A 23,909-nucleotide genomic window follows, 5' to 3' on the forward strand; every position below is an offset into this window, starting at 1 on the left:
GTCACGGAAGTTTGTTTTCAGGCTGTTGTTCCCTTCAAACCCAGCCTCCATGGAGGAAATCATGAACGCTTTTTCAAATGCCACGACAGGTGGCGCGCCACAGCTACGCCTGTTGCACACCGGTCTGTCGAGCCCTTACTGCCTGGATCCGACGCCGCTGCTGGAGCGCCAGCAACAGCAGGAATCCAATGCCCGCAGCTACCCGCGACGCATTCCCCTGGTGCTCGAACGGGCCCATGGTATTTATGTGCAGGACAGTCGCGGGCAGGTGTTCGTCGACTGCCTGGCGGGCGCCGGCACCCTGGCTCTGGGCCACAACCACCCGGTGATCGTCGAAGCCATCACCCAGGTCATGGCGGCCGGCGTGCCCATGCACACTCTCGACCTCATGACCCCGGTCAAGGACGCTTTCGTCCAGGAGATCTTCGCCTGCCTGCCCAGCGAATTCGCCCGTAACGCCCGCATCCAATTCTGCGGCCCGAGCGGTGCCGACGCGGTCGAGGCCGCGCTCAAGCTCACCCGCACCGCCACCGGCCGCCACTCGGTGCTGGCGTTCGAAGGCGCTTATCACGGGATGACCCTGGGCACGCTGGCGATCAGCGGCAACCTGTCGCCGAAAAATGCCCTCGGCGCACTGACGCCGGGGGTGCAACGCTTGCCGTACCCCCATGATTTCCGTTGCCCGTTCGGGGTGGCCGGGGACCAGGGCGTGACGTTGAACGTGCGGTATCTGGAGCATCTGCTCAATGACCCGGAAAGTGGCGTGACCGCCCCGGCGGCGATGATCCTGGAGCCGATCCAGGGCGAGGGCGGGGTGATTGCCGCGCCGGACCGCTGGCTCCAGGAACTGCGCCGCTTGACCCAGGCCCACGGCATTCCGCTGATCGTCGACGAGATCCAGTGCGGCATCGGCCGCAGTGGCCGGATGTTCGGCTTCGAGCAATCGGGTATCACCCCGGATGTCATCACCTTGTCGAAGGCCATCGGCGGTGGTCTGCCGCTGGCGGTGATGGTCTACAACGATTCGCTGGACACCTGGCAACCGGGCGCCCACGCCGGCACGTTCCGCGGCAATCAGCTGGCCATGGCAGCCGGCACCGCGACCTTGCGCTTCATTCGCGACGAGGGCCTGGTCAAGCATGCCGAAACCGTGGGCGCCCACCTGCGCAAACAGCTACAGGCGCTGCAAAGCGAGTTCGCCTGGATTGGCGACGTGCGTGGGCGCGGGCTGATGCTGGGCATGGAAATCGTTGACCCACAGGGCACCGTCGACGTGCAGGGACATGCACCGGCGGATACCACCCGGGCCAAGGCTTTCCAGCAGGCCTGCCTGAAGCATGGCTTGATCGTCGAACTGGGCGGACGCCACGGTGCGACCGTGCGCTTCTTGCCACCGCTGATCATCACCGAACAGGAAATCGATTTCGTCGCGCAAATCCTGTTCCAAGCGGCCAGCACGATCAACGAGCGTCCCGTTCGCTAAAGGATCCCCCAACAGGCTTGCCGACAGGGACGGCAAGCCTGTTGGTCGGGAAGAGGTCACCAGACTTTTGCTACCCGTACATTTTGAAAAGGACTATTCGCATGTACAGACATTCCGTATCCGCGTCTCCCGCTACACATAAACAAGGCGAGACAGCTGCCACTCGACAACCCCCCGAAGACGACCGTCACAGCATCCGTGAGTTGCTACGACATTACGGGCTGCGCACCAGTCTGATCCGCCTCAAGGTCATCGATGCATTGCTCGTTGCCGCCAGGGATGGGCGTTCCATCAACGTGCGCGGGGTGCACCACTACCTGGGGCTGTTTGCTGCCGAGTTGTCGCTTGTCAGTGTCCGTGAAGTGCTCAGACGGTTGTGTGATGAGGGCGTCATTCTTTTTCAGCCTGACAAAAGCTACCGCTTTACCCGCGAGGCCAGCGCAATACTGGAGCAGTGCTCGAGCCGCTGACCGGATTAGATCGTTAGGGTCCTTGCGATGCTTTCTTGACGTCAATACATAATTTTGTTAGGCGGTATCAAGCCCCCGACTGATGAGTCGATAGCCCTACAAGGTCCGACTGATTTGTAGTTTCGTCGAGGGGTACGTCATGTTTAATTCAACGCTAAAAAACGAACTGATGGCCAGGACAGCCGAGTTGGCAACCTACAAGGGATTGGTTGGTGCATTGGAACGGTCGATGGCCGTTGTCGAGTTCAGCCCCGATGGCAAGTTGCTTCGGGCCAATGAGAATTTTCTCAGTACGATGGGTTACCGTGCGGACCAGTTGGGCGGCCTGTCCCATCGTGACTTCTGTACCCCCAAGCTGTCAGGCAGCGCTGAATATCGCGAATTCTGGAATCAGTTGCGTGCCGGTCAGTTCGTTTCCGGCACTTTTCAACGCGTCGGCGGACAAGGCCAGCACATCTGGCTGGAAGCCAGCTACAACCCTGTAAAGGATGAAAATGGCCGCGTCGTGAAGGTGGTCAAGTACGCACTGGACGTCACGGCCAAAGTCGCGAACGAGGCCGAAACCCGCGGCAGGCTGGCGGCGCTCGACCGGGCCATGGCGGTGATCGAGTTTGACCTGGGCGGCAACATCCTGACCGCAAACGATAATTTCCTGCACGTCATGAACTACTCGCTGACTGAGCTCAAGGGCAAGCATCACCGGATGTTTTGCGAACCGGAGCTGGTCAGCCGTTCCGAGTACAGCGATTTCTGGCGCCGTCTCAACGCCGGTGAGTTTTTCAGCGGCCAGTTCAAGCGTATCGGCAAGCACGGCAAGGTGGTCTGGCTGGAGGCGAGTTACAACCCGGTCTACGACGCTGAAGGCAAGTTGAGCAAGATCGTCAAGTTCGCCACCGACATCACCGAACGGGTGGAGAAGTTCGAGGAAGATTCCCGAGGGGCGTCCCGTGCCTATCACATCTCCGCCGAGACCGAGAGGGTCGCCGAGCAGGGCGCCCAGGTGATCCATCAGACGGCCAAGGAAATGCGCGAGATCGCCGACAACATCGGTGCCTCCGCGCGCCTGGTCGGGCAACTGGGGGCTCGTTCGGAAGAGATCACGGCAATCGTCAATACCATTCGCGGCATTGCCGAGCAGACCAACCTGCTGGCCCTGAACGCCGCCATCGAGGCGGCGCGCGCCGGTGATCAGGGACGGGGGTTCGCGGTGGTGGCCGACGAAGTCAGGCAACTGGCCGGGCGTACCAGTCGCTCGACGTCGGAGATCGCGGAAATGATCAACATGATCCTGTCCGAAACCCGCGAAGCGGTCGCCAGCATGAGCGTGACCCATGAGGGGGCGTTGCGCGGGGTGACCCTGGCCGACCAGGCCGGATCGGTCATCGTGCAGATCAGGGCCGGCACCACGGACGCACTCGAAGCGGTGAGCATGTTTGCATCCAAGCTCGATGAGTCCGATGTCATTCCCAAGACGGCAGTCGGCTGGGTGGGTTGAGACGAGCCGGATCTCCAGGGCGAACGCGGCCGCGGTCCTCAGTAGCGAATCATCACTGATTTGAGTTCGGTGTAGTCATCGATGAAGGCACCACCGAACTCCCGGCCGATCCCCGAGGCTTTGCTGCCACCGAACGGCACGGCCGGGTCGAGCAGGGTGTGCATGTTCACCCAGACGGTGCCGGCTTCGATGGCCGGTACCATGCGCAGGGCCTTGCTCAAGTTCTGGGTCCAGAGGCTGGCGCTCAGGCCGTATGGGCTGTCGTTCATCAGGTCCAGCAGTTCCTCCTCACTGTCGTAGGGAAAGAACGTCGCGATGGGGCCGAAGGTTTCTTCGTGGAGCAACGTGTCGTCACGACGGTGGGCGAGGATGATGGTCGGTTCGACATAACAGCCCGGCCCCTCGATCAGGTTGCCGCCGTGGACGATGGTGTTGTTCTGCGCCCGGGCCTTGGCGAAGCATTCGCCGAGTTTGCGTTGGTGCGGGCGGTTGCTGACCGGGCCGAACTGGGTGCCTTCATCCAGGGGGGAGCCGATGGTGAGCTGGCCCAGGCGCTGGGCCAGTTTGTCCATGATTGGCTCGATCTGCGAGCGGTGGACGAAGAACCGTTCCGCTGCGGCGCAGATTTGCCCTGAGTGCAGGAAACCGGCTTCGATGATGCCGTTGACCGCCACGTCCGGATCCACATCCGGCAGGAACCCCGCCGCGTTCTTGCCGCCCAGCTCCAGGGTGGCACGGGTCAGTCCCGCACCCATCGCCGTCTGGCCCACCGCGATGCCGGTCGGCACGGAGCCAGTGAACGAAACCTTGTTGGTGCCCGGGTGCTCGATCAAGCCTTTACCCACCTGACCCCCACCGGTGAGCACGTTCAGGGCGCCCGCCGGCAGGCCGGCCTGCATGGCCAGTTCGGCGATGCGCAGGATGGTCAGCGGCGTGAATTCGCTGGGCTTGATGATGACGCTGCAGCCAGTCACCAGCGCCGAGGCAAGTTTCCAGATGGCGATCATGGTGGAAAAATTCCACGGCACGATACCCACCACCACGCCGACCGGTTCGCGCAGGGTGAACGCGGTGTAGCGCTCACCGGCGAAGGAGGGCAGCGACGGGGTGATGGTCTGGCCGCCAATCTTGGTGGCCCAGCCGGCGTAGTAGCGCAGGAAGTGAGCGGCCTGGTCGACTTCGAAGGCGCGGGAAATGTGAATGATCTTGCCCGACTGGCAGGTTTCGATCTGCGCCAGTTCTTCGCGGTTCTGCTCCATCAGGTCAGCCAGCTTGAGCAACACATGGCCCCGGACCGCCGGTGCCGTCTGGGACCATTCCTTGAAGCCGCGCCGGGACGACTCCACTGCCGCGTCGATATCGGCAGCCATGGCGTCGCTGACCTGGGCGATGACTTGACCGGTGGCGGGGTTGATGACGTCCAGGGTCTGGCCGCCTTGGCTTTCGACGTAGCGGCCGTCGATGAACAGGGCGTGACGCCGACCGAGAAAGGCGTCGACCTGAGGCAGCAGGGCAATATCGCTCATGGGAGTTTCCTGATCGCGAACAAGAGAAGACCCGAGGTTAATCGCTGGCGGATGGCGCGGCTTGACTGTGCCTGCCGTGACGTATGTCTGTGCCTGCCAGGGAGGCGTTGGCAGCCAGGAGCAAAACCGATTGCAGCCAGGAACAAGCCAGCGTCGTCGGTTTGCGGTCAGATCGGTGTTTCGACGTGATGGGCAAAGGGGCGGGCGATGTTTCTCCAGACCAACAGACAGAAGCTGGCATTGAGCGCCCAGGTGCAACGGGCGCTGGCCGGTGAAACCGACGACACAGCCGTGCTCGACGCGTATCCGCAGCTGCGGGCGTGCCTGGCCCGGCACGCTCGACAGATGGCGGAAGGCACCGAGCGCTTTCTTCGACTCGAAGAGCAGTTGGGCGAGCAAGTGGCCCGAAGTCAGCAAGGCGAGCGTGAACTCGAAACGGTGCATCAGCACCTGGCCCAAGCGGAGTTGCGCGAACGCGAACTGCAGATGCAGTTGGATGAATACCGCCAGCAGTTGCAGCAGCAACGCCAGGAAGCGCAGATCTGGGAGTTGCTGCAATCGACCCTGACCGAAGGCTGCTGGGACATCACGGTGGTCAATGGCGATCTTCAGCACCCTGCCAGCGGCATGCGTTTTTCCAGCCAGTTCCGCTCGCTGCTGGGCTACAGGCCAGACGAGCTGCCCGATGGCTGGGATGCCCAGGTGGGGATCACCCACCCGGACGACCTGCCGAAGATCATGGCGATTTTCGACCGGGAGATCCTCGGTTCCCAGGGCAGCGGCGAATACGTCTTCGAGTACCGCATGCGCCACAACAGCCGCGACTACATCTGGTGCCGTGAGCGCGGGCGTGCGGTACGGGATGCCCAGGGGCGACTGGTGCGGGTCATTGGCGCGGTGCGTGATATCAGTGATGAGCGTTCGGCCCAATCCACCCACCAGCGCATGTTGGAGCAGAACCAGGTCACCTACGCCCAGATCGCCACGGTGGTGGGGGTGATCAAGGGGATTGCCGACCAGACCAACCTGTTGGCCTTGAACGCGGCGATCGAGGCCGCCAGGGCGGGGGAGGTCGGACGGGGCTTCTCCGTGGTAGCCGATGAGGTGCGCAAGCTGGCGGAGAGTACCCGCCAGGCGACGCATCAGATCCAGACGATGCTGCATCAGCATAAACAGTAAGCGGGTCGGGAGCTGCCGTCCTGGCCGCTCCCGATACGTTCAGAACGGCACTGCCACCACCAGTTGACTGTAGACGTTGGTGCCGTTGCCGCCCACCTGATTGCCACCGTTGCTCTCGTCCTTTTCCGGCTTGTACAGGCCCACCAGCGGCGTGACGATCAGGTGCTCATTCAGCGCCCATTCCACATACAGGTCCAGCTCTCGGCCGTCGAGGTTCAATGCCTGGCGGGTGTGCAGGGTCTTGTAGTCGAAGAGCAGCGCGCCGAGGGTCACGGTTTCCGTCGGCTTGAGCTTGAGACCAACGTGCTGGATGGCGGTATTGCTGTTGAACGGGCCGGAATAGTTGCCGGCCACCTCACCCTGGAACCAGGTCCCGTAGCCACGGCTCAGGCCGTTGAACATCGAGTCCCAGTTCTGTGAATAGCGGCTGTAGCGATAGGTCAGGTCCGGCGTCCAGGGCAGGTCGGCGAAGGTGTAGCCGGCCTCGGTGTACCAGGCTTTTTCCGGGCCGGCGTCCTTGTCCTGCCAGGCGTATTCGAAGGCGAAGTGAGCATTTTCGAGGCCGGCGTTGCCGCTGCCGCGCAGGCTGTAGATGTCCATGCCTTCGCGCTGCTTCTGGAAGTCGCTGGCATAGTGATCATCGACGTCGATGCCATGGATGTAGGTCAAGCCCAGGGTGCCGGGCGCACGGGTGTATTCCAGGGTGCCGGCGGCCATTTCGGTGTTGGCCTGGGCGCGGTTATCGGACTTGATCCACATCAGGCTGCCGTGCACGCCTTCCTTGCCGCCCAGGCGCAGCACGGCGGTCTTGTCGAAGGCGTGGCGGGCCGCCAGGTAATAGGCGCCGCCACGATTGAATTCGCCATCCGCCGGGCCTTTGCCCAGGTTCAAGCCGTCGTCGTTGATGATGAAACCATCGCCCAGGGTGATCACCTGGCGACCATAGGACAGGTCGACGCCATCCTTGCCCAGCACCGGAAACAGATCCCCCGAACGCCAGCCGGCGAAGGCTTCATCGAACTGGGTGGTGCGTTCGGAACCATCGCTCAGGCCGGCCGGATCGCCGTCGCTCCAGGTGCCGGAGCTGACCAGATTGGCCGTGCCGTAGACACTGCCCATGCTTGCGAGTGTCTGCTCGATACTCAGGCCATACTTGATGAAACCTTCCCGCCAGCTCGAACCGCCGGCGTTGCCGTCGTAGTTCTTGCGGCTGTTGAACATCCCGTAGACCGCCAGGAAGTTACCGGTGACAGTGGTGTCTTCGTCGGCGTAAAGCTCGTAGGCCTGGACCGACGGCCCGGCGACCAGCAAGGCGATGCCCAGGCCAATGGCGTGGCGCAGCGGTGGTGTGTGACGTGTGTGCTCCATGGTGTTTCCCCAGTGTGGTTGGATGGCAGAGCACGCATTAAGGCGAGCGGGGGGCGGGGAAGTCTTTCACCTGGCTGCCAGGGAATTGACCCAGCCCGCCAGGTGACGGACGCTGGCAGGCAGCAACAAAACCGGCGGCAGACATGGGCAAGACGCCCGGGACGGCGCGGCGCAAAGTGAGGCTGCACGCAACGCCGTTTCGATCAGGGACTGGCTGGGGGGCTCGAATGCCGGCTCCTGGACGGCGGTGGCATCCATACTAAAAATCCGCTTCTTGAGGATCTGCACCATGTCGATCAATGACCGGCTCACCGCCCACTTGAACCGGGGCACGGTGGGCTTTCCCACCGCCCTGGCCAGCACCATTGGCCTGATCATGGCCAGCCCGGTGATTCTCACCGCGACCATGGGTTTCGGTATCGGCGGCAGCGCGTTTGCCGTGGCCATGCTGATCGCCGTGGTGATGATGCTGGCCCAGGCGACCACGTTCGCCGAGGCCGCGTCGATCCTGCCCACCACCGGTTCGGTCTATGACTACATCAACTGTGGCATGGGGCGCTTCTTTGCGATCACCGGCACGCTGTCGGCCTATCTGATCGTGCACGTGTTCGCCGGCACCGCCGAGACCATTCTTTCCGGGGTCATGGCACTGGTGAACTTCGAACACCTGAACACCCTGGCCGAGTCCGCCGGGGGCTCCTGGCTGCTTGGGGTCGGCTTCGTCATCGTCTTCGGGGTCCTCAACGCTTTCGGTGTCAGCGCGTTTGGCAGGGCCGAGATCATCCTGACCTTCGGCATGTGGACCACGTTGATGGTGTTCGGTGTGCTGGGCCTGATCGCCGCGCCGGCGGTGCAACTGGAGGGCTGGTTCGGCGTCTCGCTGGTGGGCACTGACCTGATCACCATATTGTCGCTGGTGGGCATGGCAATGTTCATGTTTGTCGGTTGCGAGTTCGTGACGCCATTGGCGCCGGACCTGCGCAACTCGGCCAAGGTCATGCCCAGGGCGATGGTGCTGGGCTTGTTGAGTGTCGCTTCGTGCATGTTCATCTACGGCGCAGCCATGAAACGCCAGGTGGAAAACGTGCTGCTGGACGCTGCCAGCGGCGTGCACCTGCTGGACACGCCCATGGCGATTCCGCGCTTCGCCGAACAGGTCATGGGTGATATCGGCCCGATATGGCTGGGGATCGGCTTTCTGTTTGCCGGCGCTGCGACCATCAACACCCTGATGGCCGGCGTGCCGCGGATTCTCTATGGAATGGCGGTGGACGGTGCTCTGCCGAAGGTCTTTACCTACCTGCACCCGCGCTTCAAGACGCCGCTACTGTGCATCGTGGTGGCGGTGCTGATTCCTTGCCTGCACGCGCTGTGGCTCGGCGGCAACACCGACAACATCATGCACCTGGTATTGGCGGCGGTGTGTGCCTGGAGTTTTGCCTACCTGCTGGTGACCGTGTCGGTGGTCAGCCTGCGGATCCGTCGTCCCGACCTGCCACGGGCCTATCGCTCGCCGTGGTTCCCGTTGCCACAGATCCTGTCCAGCGTCGGCATCGTGTTGGGCATGTGGTTCATCACGCCACCGGGCATGAACCCGGCGGACATCTACATCCCGTTCGCGGTGATGCTCGGTGGCACCGCAGCCTATGCGTTGTTCTGGACCCTGGTGGTGCAGAAGGTCAATCCATTCACGCCGGCGTCGGTGGAAGACGTGCTGGCCAAGGAGTTTTCCCATGAACCAGGGCAACCTGTCGATGCGTTTGACGAGCGTGCTGCAAAAACTGTCTGAGCTGTTCAGCGCCAGCCGGGCCCCGGCCGGTTATCGGCCTGGGGTAACCCTGGAATATCTGCGGCGCAACCTCGGGTTGGCTCGATTCGAGTTATCGGGGCCGGCGTCGGCGACGCTGGTCACCGACGACGGCAGCCTTCATCTGGAGGTTGTCGAACGCACCGAGTCACAGCTCCTGATGCACCTGGTGATGACTGAGTTCGTGCTGCGCGTGCCGGCATCGATAGAGGGCATGGCGCGCCTGGAATTGCACCATGGCGGGGCCATTCGCCGCAATGGCATTCGCTGCCGGCCGCGGGGCGGGGACACGGCGTTGGCGGCCCGGTTACAGGAGGCTGTAGAGCAGGACCCGGCGTTGTATCAGGCGCTCATGCCACTGGACTTCAAGCGCTTGCGCATCGAGCTGCAAGGGCGCGAATGGCGTGTGTGCCTGGAGCACATGGGCGGCAGCGAGGTGGTCAACCGCATGCCGGCCTTTCGTCGTTACATTCCTATCGGACACGAGCAGCGCAGGGCGTTGCTGACGGTCTTGAGCGGCTTGCAACGGGTCTTGAGGAACCTTTGATTCTGTTGTGATGCCCTGGCATCAATCCTGCTACTGCTCTGGCGATCAGGTACTTGTTGCGTGCATATAGATAACATGTTAACTATTGCCGTACAAAAACAATAAGCCACTGCGGAGAGCGCCATGAGCATGCAACAGGTTGGGCAAGACGGGCTGGAATCCTGGAACCGGGATCTGCGCGCCACTTGCGGTCACTTCGAGACGGAGTTGGCGTTTAATCGTGCGTTGTTCATCGGTCAGGTATCGAATTTCTGCCGTGGCGGCCTATCCCTTTCCAACCTGCGCACCAACGCCGGCTCCATCAAGCGCCATTCACCCAATCCGGATCACGACGATGATCAGGATTGCCTGCTGGTCAGTCAGCGCAGTGGTTACTGCCGCATCACCCAGAACGGCCTGAGCATCCAACTGGCCCCCGGTGAGCTGCTGTTGATGGATTCGGCCGGCTCGCTTGAGATCAGCCCGTTCGGCTTGATCGAGCACGCCGTGCTGTCCTTGTCTCGCCAGGATGTGTCGAGACAACTGGGCGCAGAGACCAAGACCTTCGGCAAGATCTCTTCGAGCAAGGCCTGCGGGCGGATGCTGCATGTGCTGATGGACCAGTTGTGCAAGGACACCCCGGACGGCGAGGGCGTGGAGGGGGAGGGGGAAGCCTTGCAGAATGCGTTTGTCTCGCTGCTGGGGTCGGCGCTGGAACACACCACCGATGCCCGCGATGACGCTGTGTCGCTGCAGGGCAGCCATCTGCGCAGCTATGTGCAGAAGGTCATCGACGAATCCTTGAGCCAGCCCGGCCTGAGCCCGGTCGGGTTGGCCAATCGCCTGAACATCTCGGTGCGGCACCTGTACCGTTTGTTCGAAGAGCAGGATGACAGCGTCTGCCGCTACATCCAGCGGGCACGGCTCAAGCGCAGTGCCGATGACCTGAGCAACCCGTTCCTGCGGGACGAATCCATTACCTCGATCGCCTACAAATGGGGCTTTACCGACTCGGCCCACTTCAGCCGTTCGTTCAAGAAGCAGTTCGAACAGTCACCCAAGGATTTTCGCTCCAGCCACCTGCAGCTGGCCTTGGGGATGGTTTGAGGCGGGATGGTTGTTGGCGGAACTACCGCCATCGCGAGCAGGCTCGCTCCCACAAGGGAGTTGTGGTGTGTGCGGCATTGGGGACACAGCTGAACCTGTGGGAGCCGGGCTTGCCCGCGATGACGGCGGCACATTCAACATCTCTGTGACAGATACACCGCTTTCACGAGCAAGCCCGCTCCCACAGGGGAGTTGTGGTGTGTGCGGCATTGGGGACACAGCTGAACCTGTGGGAGCCGGGCTAGCCCGCGAAGGCGGCGGCACCTTCAACATCTCTGTGACAGATACACCGCTTTCGCGAGCAAGCCCGCTCCCACAAAGGGGTTGTGGTGCTGTGCGATTGCGGTGAACACCTGGAACCCATGTGGGAGCGAGCCTGCTCGCGATGGCGGTGGTTCTGTCACCACCACCGCAAGCCGACCCCGCTTCAAACCTCCGGCAAGGTCGAGCCGCCGTCGACCACCAGGGTCTGGCCAGTCACATAGCTGGCCAGGTCGGACGCCAGGAACAGCATGGCGCCGGCGATGTCGGCCGGTTTGCCCAAGCGCCCCAGAGGGACTCGCCGGGCGATGTCCTGGTTGAGGTCATCGTCACCGAGGTTGGCCATGGCCGGTGTCGCGATCATGCCGGGTTCGACGCCGTTGACCCGGACATTCTCAGCCGCCAGTTCCAGCGCCGCGTTGCGAATGAAACCATTGACCCCGGCTTTGGACGCGGCGTAATGGCTGAGCCCCGGATACGCCACCCGTGGGCCGGTGACCGATGAAGTCACCAGCACACAACCTTGGCCCTGGCGCCGGAACATTGGCAGCGCCGCCTGGGTCAGCCAGAACAGCGCCGACAGGTTCACCGCCAGCGTCCGTTCCAGTACCGCCGGCGTAATCTGCTCGAAAGCCGTCAGCGGAAAGTACCCGGCGTTGTGCACCAGCACATCCAGCCGTCCCAGGCGCTGCTCCAGCCCGGCCATCATCGCAGCAATCGCCGTGGCGTCAGCCAGATCAACGCCGACGGCTTCCACCCGACAGCCCTCGGCAGTCAATTCATCGGCGAGCGTTTCGGCCCGTGTCAGGCCCAGGTCGGCGATCACCACGCAGGCCCCGCGCCAGGCGAAGCCTTCGACAATGGCCCGGCCAATGCCTTGGGCACCGCCAGTCACCAGTACCGTCTTACCTGTGAAATCCAGATCATCCGGCATGGGGTATCTCCATTCGGCTGAAGGCCAGTGTCGGCACGTCGACGATGCTGGAACCGCCATCGGCCACCAGCGCCGCGCCGGTGATGATCGACGCGTCCGGGCAAGCCAGGAAGCGACAGATATGGGCAATTTCCTCGGCGCTGGCTGGCCGGCGCAACGGCACGTCGGCGCAGACCCGGGCGTAGGCCTGTTGCAGCGTTTCGCCATGGAACTGCATCAATACCTGCATTTCCTCATCGGCCATCGGTGTGCGGACCCAGCCTGGACAGACGGCATTGACCCGCACGCCTTTTGGCCCGTAATCCCGCGCCAAGGAGCGGTTCAGGCCCAGCAGCGCGTGCTTGGCGGTGGTGTAGCCGCAAACCTGCGGCCCCGCTGCCAATGACGCAATGGAAGCCACCATCACAATGTTGCCGGCGCTTTCCTGAAGCAGTGGCAAGCAAGCCCGTGCGCTGTAGAACGCGCTGTCGAGGTTGCTGCGCATGGCCGCGTCCCAGGCCTGTGGGCTGGTCTCGGTGGCGCTGCCCTGGCCCATGCCACCGGCACAGGCCAGCAACACATCGAGTCGGCCGAAGCGCTGGCGAATCTGTGCGACGAAACCGTCCCAGGTCGCCGGGCAAGCCGCATCGCCCACCAGCACCAGACCGCCGATCTCTGCGGCCAGTTGCTCCAAGGGCTCGCGGCGTCGGCCAATCAACACCAGGTTGGCGCCTTCGGCCGCGTGCAAACGGGCACAAGCGGCGCCGATCCCGGTGCCGGCGCCGGTAATCACCACGGTGCGAGATTCAGACATCGGGATACTCCGTGCGGTTGAGGACCTGGCAGTAGGAACTGACCGGGAAGTTGGAAAACTCATCGAACGACGCCCCGGCGTAGCCGAAGATCTTGCCGTCGCTGCGATGCTGTTGCAGGTCGATCAACACCAGGCCGAGGGTCGGGATGATCTTTTCCCGCCAGACGAACAGGTACAACTCATCGGCGACCTTGTAGGTGTCGCACCGATCGGTGTCGCACAGGCCTTGCTCCACGCCCTTGAGGCACTGCCAGGCATAGAACCGGTCGTTGAGGTAAATGTGTTCGTAGACTTCACTCGGGCTGTAGCGATACAGGTTGCGCAGGCCCACCAGCTCCGTGCTCGGGGCATGCGGGCAGAGGCCTGGTTGCCAAGGGCGATCAAGGCTGCCATGGAGAAATTCGACACCGACAGCCGTCAGCGGCTGGCCCGCCAATGCGCGTCCGTACAGTCCTTCGCGGGTTTGTGCCTGCTCGGGCATGCGGCCGATCACCGCAGTGAACGCCGCGTTGGCGGTATCGAGCACCAGGCTGACCGACAGGGTTTGCGCGCCTTCGCCCTTGAGGAAGTCCACCAGGTACAACCCGGGGCGTACCGACGTGGCCCGATACGGTGCCGTGCCGCTGGAGTGCCCATCGGCCGCGTGCCACGACAACGTTTCTTGCTCGAATCGGTGCTCGATCTGCCAGCCATTGGCGAAATTCAGGGTGAAGGTCTTGCCGCTCAGGTCCGCCAGGTTTGGCAGGATGAAGGCTTCTGGGGCAAAGCCATCGGCCAGGGCGCCGACGGTGATCCAGTCTGTAGATGTGCTCATTGCAAGGCTCCGGTTGGATGAAGTGTCCACCCGGATCATGGGCGCCTGTGCAGTCGTGGACTATCAACCGGATGGTTGAGCCGTGTCAGAGAAACAGCGAACTGACCAACTCGGTGCGGCTGCTCACGCCGACCTTGCGGAACAGGTTGATCAGGTGAGTCTTGATGGTCGGCAAGCCCACATCCAACTCCCGGGCCAGGTGTTTGTTGCTGACGCCCTGACGCAATAGCAAGGCGATCTGGCGCTCCTTGGGCGTCAAATTGCTCAAGGCATCCTCGTGGTCGGGCAGGTGGGCGACGGCCAGTTGCAGCAGCCCCTGCAAGGCGTTGAGTTGGCTCAACTGCTGGCTGGTGAAGGCACCTTGTTCGGCGGTGCGCAGCAACGAGATGGCGGCGTGCGGCTGACCGTCCCGACGGGCGAAGACTTCCACCACATCCACAATGCCGTGGCGCTGCAAGAAGCTGCGGTAGCGCTGGTTGTCCCGTACCGGTTGGCGGGCCATCGCCAGGCCCAGCGGCACCACTGCCTGCTCGCCGGACACGCATTTGCGCGGTTGCAGCGGATCGAACTGGCAGTAATTGTCCAGGTAATCGCGGTGCATTTCGCCGCTCATGCCGTGCAGGCTGAAATCATGGGCCTGCAAGTGCCGGTCGACGCAGTAGAAGGCCGCCCGGCTGGCGGGAATCAGCTGGGTGAACGCTTGCAGGCAGTGGCCGGCGATGTCCTGGGTGGCGATCAGGTTCATGGGCGTAACCTTCGTCATACGGGCCGCCGGTGATTCCGGCGGCCCTGTCCGGTCAGGCTACCGCGAAGTAGTGCTTGACGAAACTCTCGCTGACCACTTCCCACAGCACTGGCGTGCCCTTGGTCACGAACCAGCTGTCGCCGGCCTTGTAGCGGGTGCTCTGGCCGGTGGCTTCGTCGGTGAGCACCACTTCGCCAGTGACCACGGTGGCTTGTTCGGCGAAGGGATACACCATCCTGAACTTGCCCTGGGTGGTGCCAAAGTAGGCGCTGCTGATGGCGTCGGTCGGGGCGCCGAAGGTCATCTTGCCGAAGGCTTTGACTTCGCCTTCGAGGATTTGCGAACCCAGGTCGGCAACGGTGCCCCAGGCGTCCAGTTCGGACAGCTGGATGTCTTTCTTGAGGGTGATGAGGGACATGGCAGTGACTCCTGATGATTGAGACGGATGTGGTTTTGTGGCGAGGGGATTTAGCGAGACGTCGCACCGCCCCGTTGGGCTGCGCAGCAGCCCCATAGGCACTCAGATACGGATTCAGGCCCACTACACGTCAGCGACGCCCATTCCAGTAACCCGACAGCTGATGCCAGGACTTGCCAGCGGTCAGCAGCAGCGGCCGGATGGCATCTTTGCCGATGATGGTCGGGCGCTTGATGGAACTGACCAGGTCGTAGCGGGCCGAGCCTTCGCTCATGCCTTCGGCCAGCACCTTGCAGATGATGTGGCTCGGCGTGACGCCAAAGCCGGAATAACCCTGGACGAAAAAGGCGTTGCGGCGGCCGGGCAGGGTGCCGATCTGCGGGAACAGATTCGGGCTGCACGCCATCGGACCGCCCCAGGCCAGGTCGATTTTCACGTCCTTGAGGTAGGGGAAAATCTTCAGCATCAGGTGCCGATTCCAGGCCTTGAGGTCCTGGGGGATGTGTTCCACCAGCGGCGTGGCGGCACCGAACAGCAAACGGTTTTCATTGGTGACGCGGTAGTAGTCGATCACCGGGCGAATGTCGCTGTAGGCACCGCGGATCGGGCTGATGCGCTGGATCAGTTCATCCGACAACGGCTCGGTCATCATCTGGAAGGCGTAGGTGTTGATGGTCGAACGATGCAGCTCCGGCTCCAGCTTGTTGAGGAAGCTGTCGCAGGCCCACAGCAGTTTGCTGGCCTTGACCGAGCCGCGCCCGGTGCGCACGGTGATGCGTTCGCCGTAGCTGACCTCCAGGGCCGGGCTGTTTTCAAAGATACGCACGCCGTGGCCGGCCAGGGCCTTGGCTTCGCCCAGCAGCAGGTTCAGCGAATGCACATGCCCGCCGCCCATGTGCAGCAAGGCGCTGCCGTAGGCCTTGGAGCCGATGATCTGCTGGACATCGGAGCCGCCGAGAAAGCGGATCTCGTGTTTGCTGTTGATCGACTTGAAGTCTTTCTCCCAGGCCCGCAGGGTTTTTTCCTGGCGGGCGTTGAAGCCCATGTAGCCATAGCCGTGGCAGAAGTCGGCATCGATGGCGTATTTGGCGATGCGGTCCTTGATGATGTCCGCGCCCAGGTCGCTGATCTCGAAGACCTGGCGCAGACCGTCTTCGCCCACGTCCTTCTTGATCTTTTCCAGGTCATGCCCGATCCCGGCCATGATCTGTCCGCCGTTGCGCCCGGTACCACCGAAGCCCAAGTAGCGCGCCTCGAGCACCACGATATTGGTGATGCCTTTTTCAGCGAGCTCCAGCGCGGTGTTGATGCCGGAGAAACCACCGCCAATCACCACGACATCGGCTTCCACGTCTTGCTCCAGGGTGGGGAAGCTGAGGTTGTACTTCTTGGTGGCGGTGTAATAGGTGGGCGTTTCGATATTGATCATGACGCAACCTGACAAAGTGAAAGGAAACTCCGTGCAGAGCCCTGCACGCGATGCCTCTATTAAGGGCCCGGAGCGGGGCGCTTGTCTTGATCATCCGTGCCGCGGGACTTGATCGAGCGCGCCATCGCTCGGTTCTTTCGCCATGAAAAGTACAATCTTGGATCTGGAAGGTGCATTTTTCGGCTGCCCTTGAATGCCCATACTGGACCGGCCTTAATCATTGATCCCACCATTTCTGCAGCACGAACCTGCAAGTCCAGGTGGGATCGGCAGACGCCAATAATAAAAGAGCCCGTCCATGAAAAAGCCAAATCCGCTGCTCGAAGACCTCAAGCCCATCCTCCCGGTCATCGCCGCCAATGCCTTCCAGGCGGAACAGGACCGAAGCGTTCCGGCCGAGAATATCGCCTTGCTCAAGGGCATCGGTATGCATCGGGCCTTCCTGCCGAAGAAATACGGTGGCATGGAGATTTCCCTGCCACAGTTTGCCGATTGCATCGCGCTGCTGGCCGGCGCCTGTGCCAGTACGGCCTGGGCCATGAGCCTGCTATGCACCCACAGCCATCAGTTGGCGATGTTCCCGGCCAAGACCCAGGAAGAAGTCTGGGGCGACGATCCCGATGCCACCGCCAGCAGCAGCATCGCACCGTTCGGTCGAACCGAAGAGGTTGAGGGTGGCGTGATGTTCAGCGGTGAAATGGGCTGGAGCAGCGGTTGCGATCACGCCGAGTGGGCGATTGTCGGGTTTCGCCGCAAGAACGCCGAAGGCACCCAGGACTATTGCTTCGCGGTACTGCCTCGAAGCGACTATGCCATTCGTGATGACTGGTTCGCGGTGGGCATGCGCGGCAGCGGCAGCAAGACGTTGATCATCGACAACGCGTTTGTGCCGGAACACCGGATCCAGAAAGCCAAGGACATGATGGAAGGCAAGTCCGGCGGCTTCGGCCTGTACCCCGACAGCAAGATATTCTACTCGCCGTATCGGCCGTATTTTGCCAGCGGCTTCTCCACCGTCAGCCTGGGCGTGGCCGAACGCATGCTCGAAGTGTTTCGCGAGAAAACCCGCAACCGCGTGCGCGCCTACACCGGTGCGGCAGTGGGGGCGGCCACCCCGGCGCTCATGCGCCTGGCCGAGTCCACCCACCAAGTGGCGGCGGCCCGGGCCTTCCTCGAAAAAACCTGGCAGGAGCACGCCGAGCACAGCGAGCGTCACGAATACCCGAGCCGGGAAACCCTGGCGTTCTGGCGAACCAACCAGGGCTATGCCACCAAGATGTGCATCCAGGCGGTGGATCGGCTGATGGAAGCGGCCGGCGGTGGCGCCTGGTTCGAAACCAACGAACTGCAACGGCTGTTCCGCGATGCGCACCTCACGGGCGCCCATGCCTACACCGACTACGACGTCTGCGCGCAGATCCTCGGGCGCGAACTGATGGGCCTGGAGCCCGATCCCTCCATGGTGTGACCGCCTGCTCGCCGAGTCCCGCCCATAAAACAATAAATCGAGGCCGTCACCTGAGGCGGCCGGGAGTCTTGCATGTCCAGTATTTCCGATAGCCCCTTCGATACCCGCGCATTCCGCCGCGCCCTGGGTAACTTTGCCACCGGTGTGACGGTGGTCACCGCCGCGGCTGAAGATGGCCGCAAGGTCGGCGTGACGGCCAACAGTTTCAACTCGGTGTCCCTGGACCCGCCGCTGATTCTCTGGAGCATCGACAAACGCTCCAGCAGCCACGGCGTGTTCGAAGCGGCCAGTCACTTTGCCGTGAACGTATTGGCTGCCGACCAGATCGACCTGTCGAACAACTTCGCCCGGCCCAAGGAAGATCGCTTCGCTGATATCGAATTCGATAGCGGCGTCGGTGGGGCGCCGGTGTTCGCCGATTGCGCCGCACGTTTTCACTGTGAAAAATTCCAGCAGGTCGACGGCGGCGATCACTGGATCATGATCGGCAAGGTCGTGGCCTTCGACGACTTCGGACGCTCGCCGCTGCTCTATCACCAGGGCGCCTACTCGATGGTCCTGCCCCACACGCGCATGACCCGACGCGAAGAGGGGCAAGCGCCCAGCAGTCACTTCCAGGGGCGCTTGAGCCACAATCTTTACTACCTGATGACCCAGGCATTGCGGGCGTACCAGGCCAGCTACCAACCACGGCAACTGTCCACTGGATTACGGACCAGCGAAGCGCGGATGTTGATGGTGCTGGAAAATGACGCCGGGCTGAACCTGACTGACCTGCAACGGGAAGTGGCGATGCCGGTGCGAGAAATCGAAGAGGCCGTGGCCAACCTCAAACGCAAGGGCTTGGTGAGCGATGACGGCGACCGGGTGCGCCTGACCGTCAAGGGCATCGACGAAACCGAAGGGCTCTGGGCCATTGCCAGGGAGCAGCAGGACAAGGTGTTCGGCCAGTTTGGCGAAGCTCAGGTGGAGCATTTCAAGACGGTGCTCAAAGGGGTGATCAAGGGCGCTTGATGCAGTTTCGATGCCGAATACAAAAGGCAATAACACCCCAGTACCCTGTGGGAGCGAGCCTGCTCGCGATAGCGGTAGGTCAGTCAATTATCTTGAGACAGACACACCGCCATCGCGAGCAGGCTCGCTCCCACAGGGGGGGGCGGGTGCTCGATTTCACTCACCACGGACAACTGGGCAGCGGTGATGCTAAGATTTAGTTAACTCATTAACTAAATCCCCCGACGAACATTCCTCCATGCCCAAACCGCGCCAATCCTTGACCCTGACCCTGCTACAGGCCCGTGAAGCGGCCATGGGGTTTTTCCGTCCTTCCCTCAATCAACATGGCCTGACCGAGCAGCAATGGCGGGTCATTCGTATCCTCAGCCAGCACGACGAACTGGAGATCAATCGCCTGGCCGAGCTGGCCTGCATCCTCAAGCCCAGCATGACCGGCGTGCTGGTGCGCATGGAGGCGGCGGGCATGGTGGTGCGGCGCAAGGCCGAGCAGGATCAGCGACGGGTCCTGGTGCGCCTGGCACCCCAGGGGCAGGCGTGCTTCGACTCGATGAGCCAGAGCATGGAGGCCAATTACCAGCGATTGCAGGAGAAGTTGGGGGAGGAGAAGTTGCAGACGTTGTTGGGGTTGCTGAATGAGCTAAAGGCGGTCAGGCGCTGAGCTTCCTGTTGCGACTTCTAAGGAGAGAAAGAATAGCTGTGGGAGCAAGGCTTGCCCGCGATGAAGCCATCTCGGTCTCATGGTGAACCGCATCAGCTTTATCGCGGGCAAGCCTTGCTCCCACAGGGTGCTCGACTTGGGTCAGTAAACCCCACCCGTCGCAGGCTTCGGCGCATCCTTGAACGTCGCCGCCAGAGTCTGAAGGCCGCGCATCAGCACGGTCGTGTCCACCCCCACCGCAACGAATGCCGCACCCAGCTCGATGTAACGCCGGGCCAGTTTCTCATCGGCACTGAGGATCCCCGCTGCCTTACCGGCCTGACGAATACGGGCGATGGCGTCCTCGATGGCCGCTTGCACCTCCGGATGGCCCGGATTGCCGCGAAAACCCATGGACGCGCTCAAGTCCGCCGGCCCGATGAACACACCGTCGACGCCTTCCACGGCGGCAATGGCGTCGAGGTTGGCCAGGCCCTCGCGGCTTTCGATCTGCACCAGCAGGCACATCTGTTCATCGGCCTTGTCGAGGTAACCGGGGACGCTGTTCCAGCGCGACGCCCGGGCCAGTGCGCTGCCGACGCCTCGGATGCCGCTGGGCGGGTAGTGCATGGCGCGTACCAGCTCGCGAGCCTGGCCGGCGCTTTCTACCATCGGCACCAACAGAGTCTGCACGCCGAGGTCGAGCACTTGCTTGATCAGCGCGGTGTCGCCGATCACCGGGCGAATCACTGGCTGGCCGGGGTAGGGCGCCACGGCCTGGAGCTGGCCGAGCAGCGTGCGCACGTCATTGGGGGCGTGCTCGCCGTCGATCAGCAGCCAGTCGAAACCGGCATTGGCCGCCAGTTCGGCGCAGTAGGCGTCGGCCAGTCCGAGCCACAGGCCAATCTGCGCCTCGCCACTTTTCAGCCGTTGTTTGAACGTGTTGATCGGCATGTCCATGAAGCAGTCCTCGAACAGTCAGACGAAACGGCAAGCGATGGAACCGAGCATGTCGTAGTCGACATGAAAGGTATCGCCCGGGTTGGCCGCCACCGGGCGGGTGAAGGAACCACCGAGGATGACCTGCCCCGGTTGCAGGGTGACGTCATAGGCCGCCAGCTTGTTCGCCAGCCAGGCCACGCCTTTGGCCGGGTGATTGAGCACCGCCGCCGAAACGCCGGACTCCTCGATCACGCCGTTGCGGTAGAGCACCGCCGGCACTTTGCGCAGGTCGATCTCGGTGGGACGCACCGCGCGACCGCCCATGACCACGCCGGCGTTGGCGGCATTGTCCGAGATGGTGTCGAAGACCTTGCGGGTGGCCTTGGTCTGCGGGTCGACCTGCTGGATGCGCGCATCGATGATTTCCAGCGCCGGGATCACCCATTCGGTTGCATCCAGCACGTCGAACACCGTCACGTTCGGGCCTTTCAACGGCTTGCCGAGGATGAACGCCAGCTCCACTTCCACCCGTGGGACGATGAAGCGCTCGAAGGGAATGTCGGTGCCTTCGTCGAAGAACATGTCGTCCAGCAGCGCGCCGTAGTCCGGCTCGGTGATGTTCGAAGAGACTTGCATGGCCCGGGAGGTCAGGCCGATCTTGTGGCCGACCAGCTTGCGGCCATCCTTGATTTTCTGTGACACCCAGGCGCGCTGGATGGCATAGGCGTCATCGAGGGTGATCTGCGGGTGATCGAGGGAAAACTGCCGCACCTGTTCCCGTGAGCGCTCGGCATGGTCGAGGCGGGCGGCGGCTTGCTGGATGAGGCTTTGATCGAGCATGACAAGGTCCCTATTGAGGATTGACGACGGCGGCCCGGGTGCGCAGCACCAGCAGGCCACCCAGGGTGATGAACAGCGCCAGGACATAAAGGGCCAGGCTGGCGCTCTGGGTGGTGTCCCGCATCCAGCCGATGAGGTAGGGCGCGAAGAATGAGGCGATGCTGCCGAAGGAACTAATCAGGGCAATCCCGGCGGCCTGGGTGTTGTTGGAAAGGAAGGCGGGCGGCAATTGCCAGAACATCGGCAACGCGGCGCTGGCACCCATGCCGGCGACAATCAGGCCTCCGAGCACCAGCGTCGAGTTGCCGGGGGAGAGCCCGGCGATGGCGATGCCAGCCGCCGCCATCAGCAGCGGCACGCACAGGTGCCAGCGGCGTTCACGATTGCGATCCGAAGAACGACCGCAGCCGATCATGAAGAAACAGCCCGCCAGGTAGGGCACCGCACTGAGCAAGCCGACCTTGCCATCGCTGCCGATACCGGCGCCGTGGATCAGGGTGGGCATCCAGAAGGCCAGGGTGTTTACCGCCAGCATCACGGCGAAGTACACCGCCACCAGCAACCAGACCTGCGGGTTATTGAGGATCGCCGAGAACGAGGTGATGGATTTTCGCTGCTCCTCGACACTCAGTTGTTCGCGCAGTTGCTGCTTGGCGTGGGGCGTGAGCCAGCCGACCGTCTCGAAACTGTCCGGCAGGCACTTGAGCACCACCAGGCCCAGCAGGATCACCGGCAACCCCTCGAGGACGAACATCCACTGCCAGCCGCGCAGGCCGCCCACCTCGTGGAAGTGTTCGAGAATCCCTCCGGACAACGGCCCGCCTATAACCCCCGCCATCGGTACGGCGATGGCGAACAGCGCGGTTACCTGGGCCCGACGTCGCGCCGGGTACCAGCGATTGAGAAAGACCAGGATGCCCGGGAAGAACCCGGCTTCGGCCACCCCCAGCAGAAAGCGCAGCACATAAAAACCGGCGGCGCTGTCAATCAGGAACATGCTGGTGGACAAGGCCCCCCAGACCACCATCAGCGTGGCGATCCAGCGGCGTGGTCCGACCCGGTCCAGGGCCATGTTGCTCGGCACGCCAAACAGCGCGTAGGCGATGAAGAACAGGCCGGCGCCGAAGCCGTAGACCGTGTCGCTGAACTGCAGGTCGGCGCTCATCTGCATCTTGGCGAAGCCGATGTTGATGCGGTCCAGGTGGGCAAACAGGTAGCAGACCAACAGCAACGGCATCAGCCGCCAGGTGATCGTGGCGTGGGTGCGGTCGTGCGCGACGGAGCCGGCAGTGCCAGCGGGATTGGCTATGCTCATGATCTTGTACTTTTTGTCAGAGGGCCGATGGGTAACTGCAGGCGCGCTTAGCTCGTCCGGGCCTTGAGAAAGGCGTGGACGTTGTTGGCCTTGAAGTTGAGTTGCTCGTGCAGTTCGATCATCTCGAACGACAATGCCAGCAGGCGCTGGGCCTGGAGTTCGGCGAAGTGCGCGGTGATCACCTCGAAGAGTTGCTCCGCGACTTTCTGGCGGGTGGCGAGGTCGCGGCCGTGGCCGACTTTCAGCGTCATGTGCACGAAGGCGTAGTCATGCTTGCCATCGGCCATGCGCCAGGTGTCCAGGCGCACCCCCCGGCTGCGGATGCCGCCGAGGGGAAACACGCCGCTGTCGCCCAGCAAGGCGTGGACCTTTTCAAACAGGCCGGGCAAGTCAGCCTGTTGTTCGATGTTGTCGGTGTACTCAGCGATGAAGTGCGGCATCGTCGGATCTCCTGCGTAGGCTGGTCAAACCGGAAAAATGGCGTTGATCTGGCCGGTGCCGGAGCTGCCGAAGGGTTCGGTGATGATTTCGGCGGGCTTGTCGTAGTCCGGTCCGCCCAGCAACCCCAGGAGCATCGCCGTGTCATGCATCTTGCCTTCGCCGAAGCAGTGCTCGGCGTAGTCCGGGAGCATGGCGCAGAATTCCTTCCAGCGACCCTCGCGCCACATCTGGACGACGTGCAGGTCGACTTGCTTGTCGAATTCCCGGGTCCAGTTATGGATGTTGGCTTCGGCGTTGCGATCATCGGAGAACCGGTGGGACAGCGAGCCGGACGCCAGCACCAGCACCTTGCGGTCGCTTTTTTCGATGGCCCGGCGCACGGCGGCGCCGAAGGTGAAGCTGTCTTGCAGACGATGCCAGGCACACCAGGCGGCAATCGAGACGACGTTGAGCTTCTGCTCCGGCGGGACGTCCATGTGCATGTAGCGCATGGGCACCAGCGTGCCGTATTCCAGTTCCAGGCTGGGGATGTTGTGGGCCAGGGTACGGACATCGGCGGCGTTGGCTTCAGCGGCAATCAGCTCGCCCAGTTCCGGGGCCCCCGAGTACTCGTACTCCATGTTCTTGATGAAGTGCGGCAGCTCGTTGCTGGTGTAGATGCCCTTGAAATGTTCGCCGCTGTTGACGTGATAGGCGCTGTTGACCAGCCAGTGCACATCGAACACCACGGCGGTATCGGCACCCAGCTCACGGGCGCGGCGGCCGATTTCCTTGTGCCCGGCGATCGCTGCCGCGCGGCAGCCATGGTGCTTGCCGGGCAGCTCGGACAGGTACATCGAGGGAACGTGGCAGATCTTCGCAGCCAGGACGACTTCGCCCATGATGATTCTCCTG

The 23,909-nt window shown here is 62.7% G+C and carries 23 protein-coding genes and 2 pseudogenes; 11 read left to right on the plus strand and 14 right to left on the minus strand.

What is annotated here, in order from left to right; genetic code table 11:
• The first annotated feature begins 61 nt into the window (after positions 1-61).
• From FGE05_RS05810 to FGE05_RS30300, 4 genes and pseudogenes are all read left to right on the plus strand, one after another.
• A complete protein-coding gene (locus FGE05_RS05810) occupies positions 62-1,483 on the plus strand; it encodes a diaminobutyrate--2-oxoglutarate transaminase (RefSeq protein WP_139642342.1) in 1,422 nt (473 codons plus the stop codon).
• A 101-nt stretch (positions 1,484-1,584) separates the two neighbouring features.
• On the plus strand, positions 1,585-1,953 hold the full coding sequence (locus FGE05_RS05815; protein WP_139642344.1) for a fe2+ zn2+ uptake regulation protein: 369 nt from the start codon (positions 1,585-1,587) through the stop codon (positions 1,951-1,953).
• Between the two features lie 229 nt (positions 1,954-2,182).
• Positions 2,183-2,860 (plus strand): annotated as a pseudogene (locus FGE05_RS30295) (PAS domain-containing protein); the annotation flags it as partial.
• Positions 2,861-2,974: 114 nt separating this feature from the next.
• Positions 2,975-3,448, plus strand: a pseudogene (locus FGE05_RS30300) (methyl-accepting chemotaxis protein); the annotation flags it as partial.
• Positions 3,449-3,486: 38 nt separating this feature from the next.
• On the opposite strand, the gene FGE05_RS05825 reads toward FGE05_RS30300, so the two are convergent.
• Positions 3,487-4,974 carry an aldehyde dehydrogenase family protein gene (locus FGE05_RS05825; protein WP_139642346.1) on the minus strand — a complete coding sequence of 496 codons (1,488 nt, stop codon included), beginning with the start codon at positions 4,972-4,974 and terminating at the stop codon, positions 3,487-3,489.
• Between the two features lie 207 nt (positions 4,975-5,181).
• On the opposite strand from FGE05_RS05825, the gene FGE05_RS30200 reads away from it, so the two are divergent.
• Positions 5,182-6,153 carry a methyl-accepting chemotaxis protein gene (locus FGE05_RS30200; protein ID WP_139642347.1) on the plus strand — a complete coding sequence of 324 codons (972 nt, stop codon included), beginning with the start codon at positions 5,182-5,184 and terminating at the stop codon, positions 6,151-6,153.
• Positions 6,154-6,192: 39 nt separating this feature from the next.
• On the opposite strand, the gene FGE05_RS05835 is transcribed toward FGE05_RS30200, so the two are convergent.
• Together FGE05_RS05835 and FGE05_RS05840 are read right to left on the minus strand one after the other, a co-directional pair.
• Positions 6,193-7,521, minus strand: a complete 1,329-nt coding sequence (locus FGE05_RS05835; protein WP_139642349.1) for a hypothetical protein — start codon at positions 7,519-7,521, stop codon at positions 6,193-6,195.
• 66 nt (positions 7,522-7,587) lie between these two features.
• Complete coding sequence (locus tag FGE05_RS05840; RefSeq protein ID WP_139642350.1) at positions 7,588-7,779, minus strand: hypothetical protein; 192 nt, start codon at positions 7,777-7,779, stop codon at positions 7,588-7,590.
• Positions 7,780-7,810: 31 nt separating this feature from the next.
• Between FGE05_RS05840 and FGE05_RS05845 the strand changes: the two genes are divergently transcribed.
• The 3 genes from FGE05_RS05845 (at position 7,811) to feaR (ending at position 10,961) form a co-directional block, all read left to right on the plus strand.
• Positions 7,811-9,310, plus strand: coding sequence for an APC family permease (locus FGE05_RS05845; RefSeq protein WP_139642352.1), 1,500 nt, complete (start codon positions 7,811-7,813; stop codon positions 9,308-9,310).
• The gene (locus FGE05_RS05850; RefSeq protein ID WP_175362900.1) at positions 9,255-9,875 is read left to right on the plus strand and encodes a DUF3156 family protein; all 621 of its coding nucleotides are present in this window, start codon (positions 9,255-9,257) and stop codon (positions 9,873-9,875) included. Before FGE05_RS05845 ends, FGE05_RS05850 begins: the two co-directional genes overlap by 56 nt.
• A 123-nt stretch (positions 9,876-9,998) precedes the next feature.
• Complete coding sequence (feaR, locus tag FGE05_RS05855) at positions 9,999-10,961, plus strand: transcriptional regulator FeaR (RefSeq protein WP_139642355.1); 963 nt, start codon at positions 9,999-10,001, stop codon at positions 10,959-10,961.
• 427 nt (positions 10,962-11,388) lie between these two features.
• Here the strand turns inward: feaR and FGE05_RS05865 are convergent, their stop codons facing one another.
• The 6 genes from FGE05_RS05865 to FGE05_RS05890 form a co-directional block, all read right to left on the minus strand.
• The gene (locus FGE05_RS05865; protein WP_139642360.1) at positions 11,389-12,156 is read right to left on the minus strand and encodes an SDR family oxidoreductase; all 768 of its coding nucleotides are present in this window, start codon (positions 12,154-12,156) and stop codon (positions 11,389-11,391) included.
• Positions 12,146-12,949 carry an SDR family NAD(P)-dependent oxidoreductase gene (locus tag FGE05_RS05870; RefSeq protein ID WP_139642363.1) on the minus strand — a complete coding sequence of 268 codons (804 nt, stop codon included), beginning with the start codon at positions 12,947-12,949 and terminating at the stop codon, positions 12,146-12,148. Before FGE05_RS05870 ends, FGE05_RS05865 begins: the two co-directional genes overlap by 11 nt.
• Positions 12,942-13,763: a molybdenum cofactor biosynthesis F family protein gene (locus FGE05_RS05875; RefSeq protein ID WP_139642364.1), complete on the minus strand. Its 822-nt coding sequence runs from the start codon at positions 13,761-13,763 to the stop codon at positions 12,942-12,944. Before FGE05_RS05875 ends, FGE05_RS05870 begins: the two co-directional genes overlap by 8 nt.
• 85 nt (positions 13,764-13,848) lie before the next feature.
• A complete protein-coding gene (locus FGE05_RS05880) occupies positions 13,849-14,508 on the minus strand; it encodes a LuxR C-terminal-related transcriptional regulator (protein WP_139642367.1) in 660 nt (219 codons plus the stop codon).
• Between the two features lie 52 nt (positions 14,509-14,560).
• A complete protein-coding gene (locus tag FGE05_RS05885; RefSeq protein ID WP_139642369.1) occupies positions 14,561-14,926 on the minus strand; it encodes a cupin domain-containing protein in 366 nt (121 codons plus the stop codon).
• Between the two features lie 130 nt (positions 14,927-15,056).
• Complete coding sequence (locus FGE05_RS05890; protein WP_024779817.1) at positions 15,057-16,355, minus strand: FAD-binding oxidoreductase; 1,299 nt, start codon at positions 16,353-16,355, stop codon at positions 15,057-15,059.
• Positions 16,356-16,653: 298 nt separating this feature from the next.
• On the opposite strand from FGE05_RS05890, the gene FGE05_RS05895 reads away from it, so the two are divergent.
• The 3 genes from FGE05_RS05895 to hpaR all read left to right on the plus strand — a co-directional run bounded on the left by FGE05_RS05895 (position 16,654) and on the right by hpaR (position 19,498).
• Positions 16,654-17,823: a p-hydroxyphenylacetate 3-hydroxylase oxygenase component gene (locus tag FGE05_RS05895; RefSeq protein WP_139642371.1), complete on the plus strand. Its 1,170-nt coding sequence runs from the start codon at positions 16,654-16,656 to the stop codon at positions 17,821-17,823.
• 72 nt (positions 17,824-17,895) lie between these two features.
• The gene (locus FGE05_RS05900; RefSeq protein WP_139642373.1) at positions 17,896-18,837 is read left to right on the plus strand and encodes a p-hydroxyphenylacetate 3-hydroxylase reductase component; all 942 of its coding nucleotides are present in this window, start codon (positions 17,896-17,898) and stop codon (positions 18,835-18,837) included.
• Between the two features lie 238 nt (positions 18,838-19,075).
• A complete protein-coding gene (hpaR, locus tag FGE05_RS05905; protein WP_041020126.1) occupies positions 19,076-19,498 on the plus strand; it encodes a homoprotocatechuate degradation operon regulator HpaR in 423 nt (140 codons plus the stop codon).
• Between the two features lie 141 nt (positions 19,499-19,639).
• Here the strand turns inward: hpaR and hpaI are convergent, their stop codons facing one another.
• The 5 genes from hpaI to hpaD are packed head-to-tail and all read right to left on the minus strand — an operon-like array spanning position 19,640 to position 23,896.
• Complete coding sequence (gene hpaI, locus FGE05_RS05910; RefSeq protein WP_139642375.1) at positions 19,640-20,437, minus strand: 4-hydroxy-2-oxoheptanedioate aldolase; 798 nt, start codon at positions 20,435-20,437, stop codon at positions 19,640-19,642.
• An 18-nt stretch (positions 20,438-20,455) separates the two neighbouring features.
• Positions 20,456-21,259, minus strand: coding sequence for a 2-oxo-hept-4-ene-1,7-dioate hydratase (hpaH, locus tag FGE05_RS05915; RefSeq protein ID WP_139642377.1), 804 nt, complete (start codon positions 21,257-21,259; stop codon positions 20,456-20,458).
• 10 nt (positions 21,260-21,269) lie between these two features.
• Entirely contained in the window at positions 21,270-22,574 is a 1,305-nt protein-coding gene (locus FGE05_RS05920; RefSeq protein ID WP_139642379.1) for an MFS transporter, read from the minus strand.
• A 47-nt stretch (positions 22,575-22,621) separates the two neighbouring features.
• Complete coding sequence (locus FGE05_RS05925) at positions 22,622-23,014, minus strand: 5-carboxymethyl-2-hydroxymuconate Delta-isomerase (protein WP_139642382.1); 393 nt, start codon at positions 23,012-23,014, stop codon at positions 22,622-22,624.
• Between the two features lie 24 nt (positions 23,015-23,038).
• Complete coding sequence (gene hpaD / locus FGE05_RS05930; RefSeq protein WP_024779825.1) at positions 23,039-23,896, minus strand: 3,4-dihydroxyphenylacetate 2,3-dioxygenase; 858 nt, start codon at positions 23,894-23,896, stop codon at positions 23,039-23,041.
• Positions 23,897-23,909 lie beyond the last annotated feature (13 nt).

The sequence above is a fragment of the Pseudomonas sp. ICMP22404 genome (assembly GCF_006227205.1).
In the GTDB taxonomy this organism is placed as follows: Bacteria; Pseudomonadota; Gammaproteobacteria; order Pseudomonadales; family Pseudomonadaceae; genus Aquipseudomonas.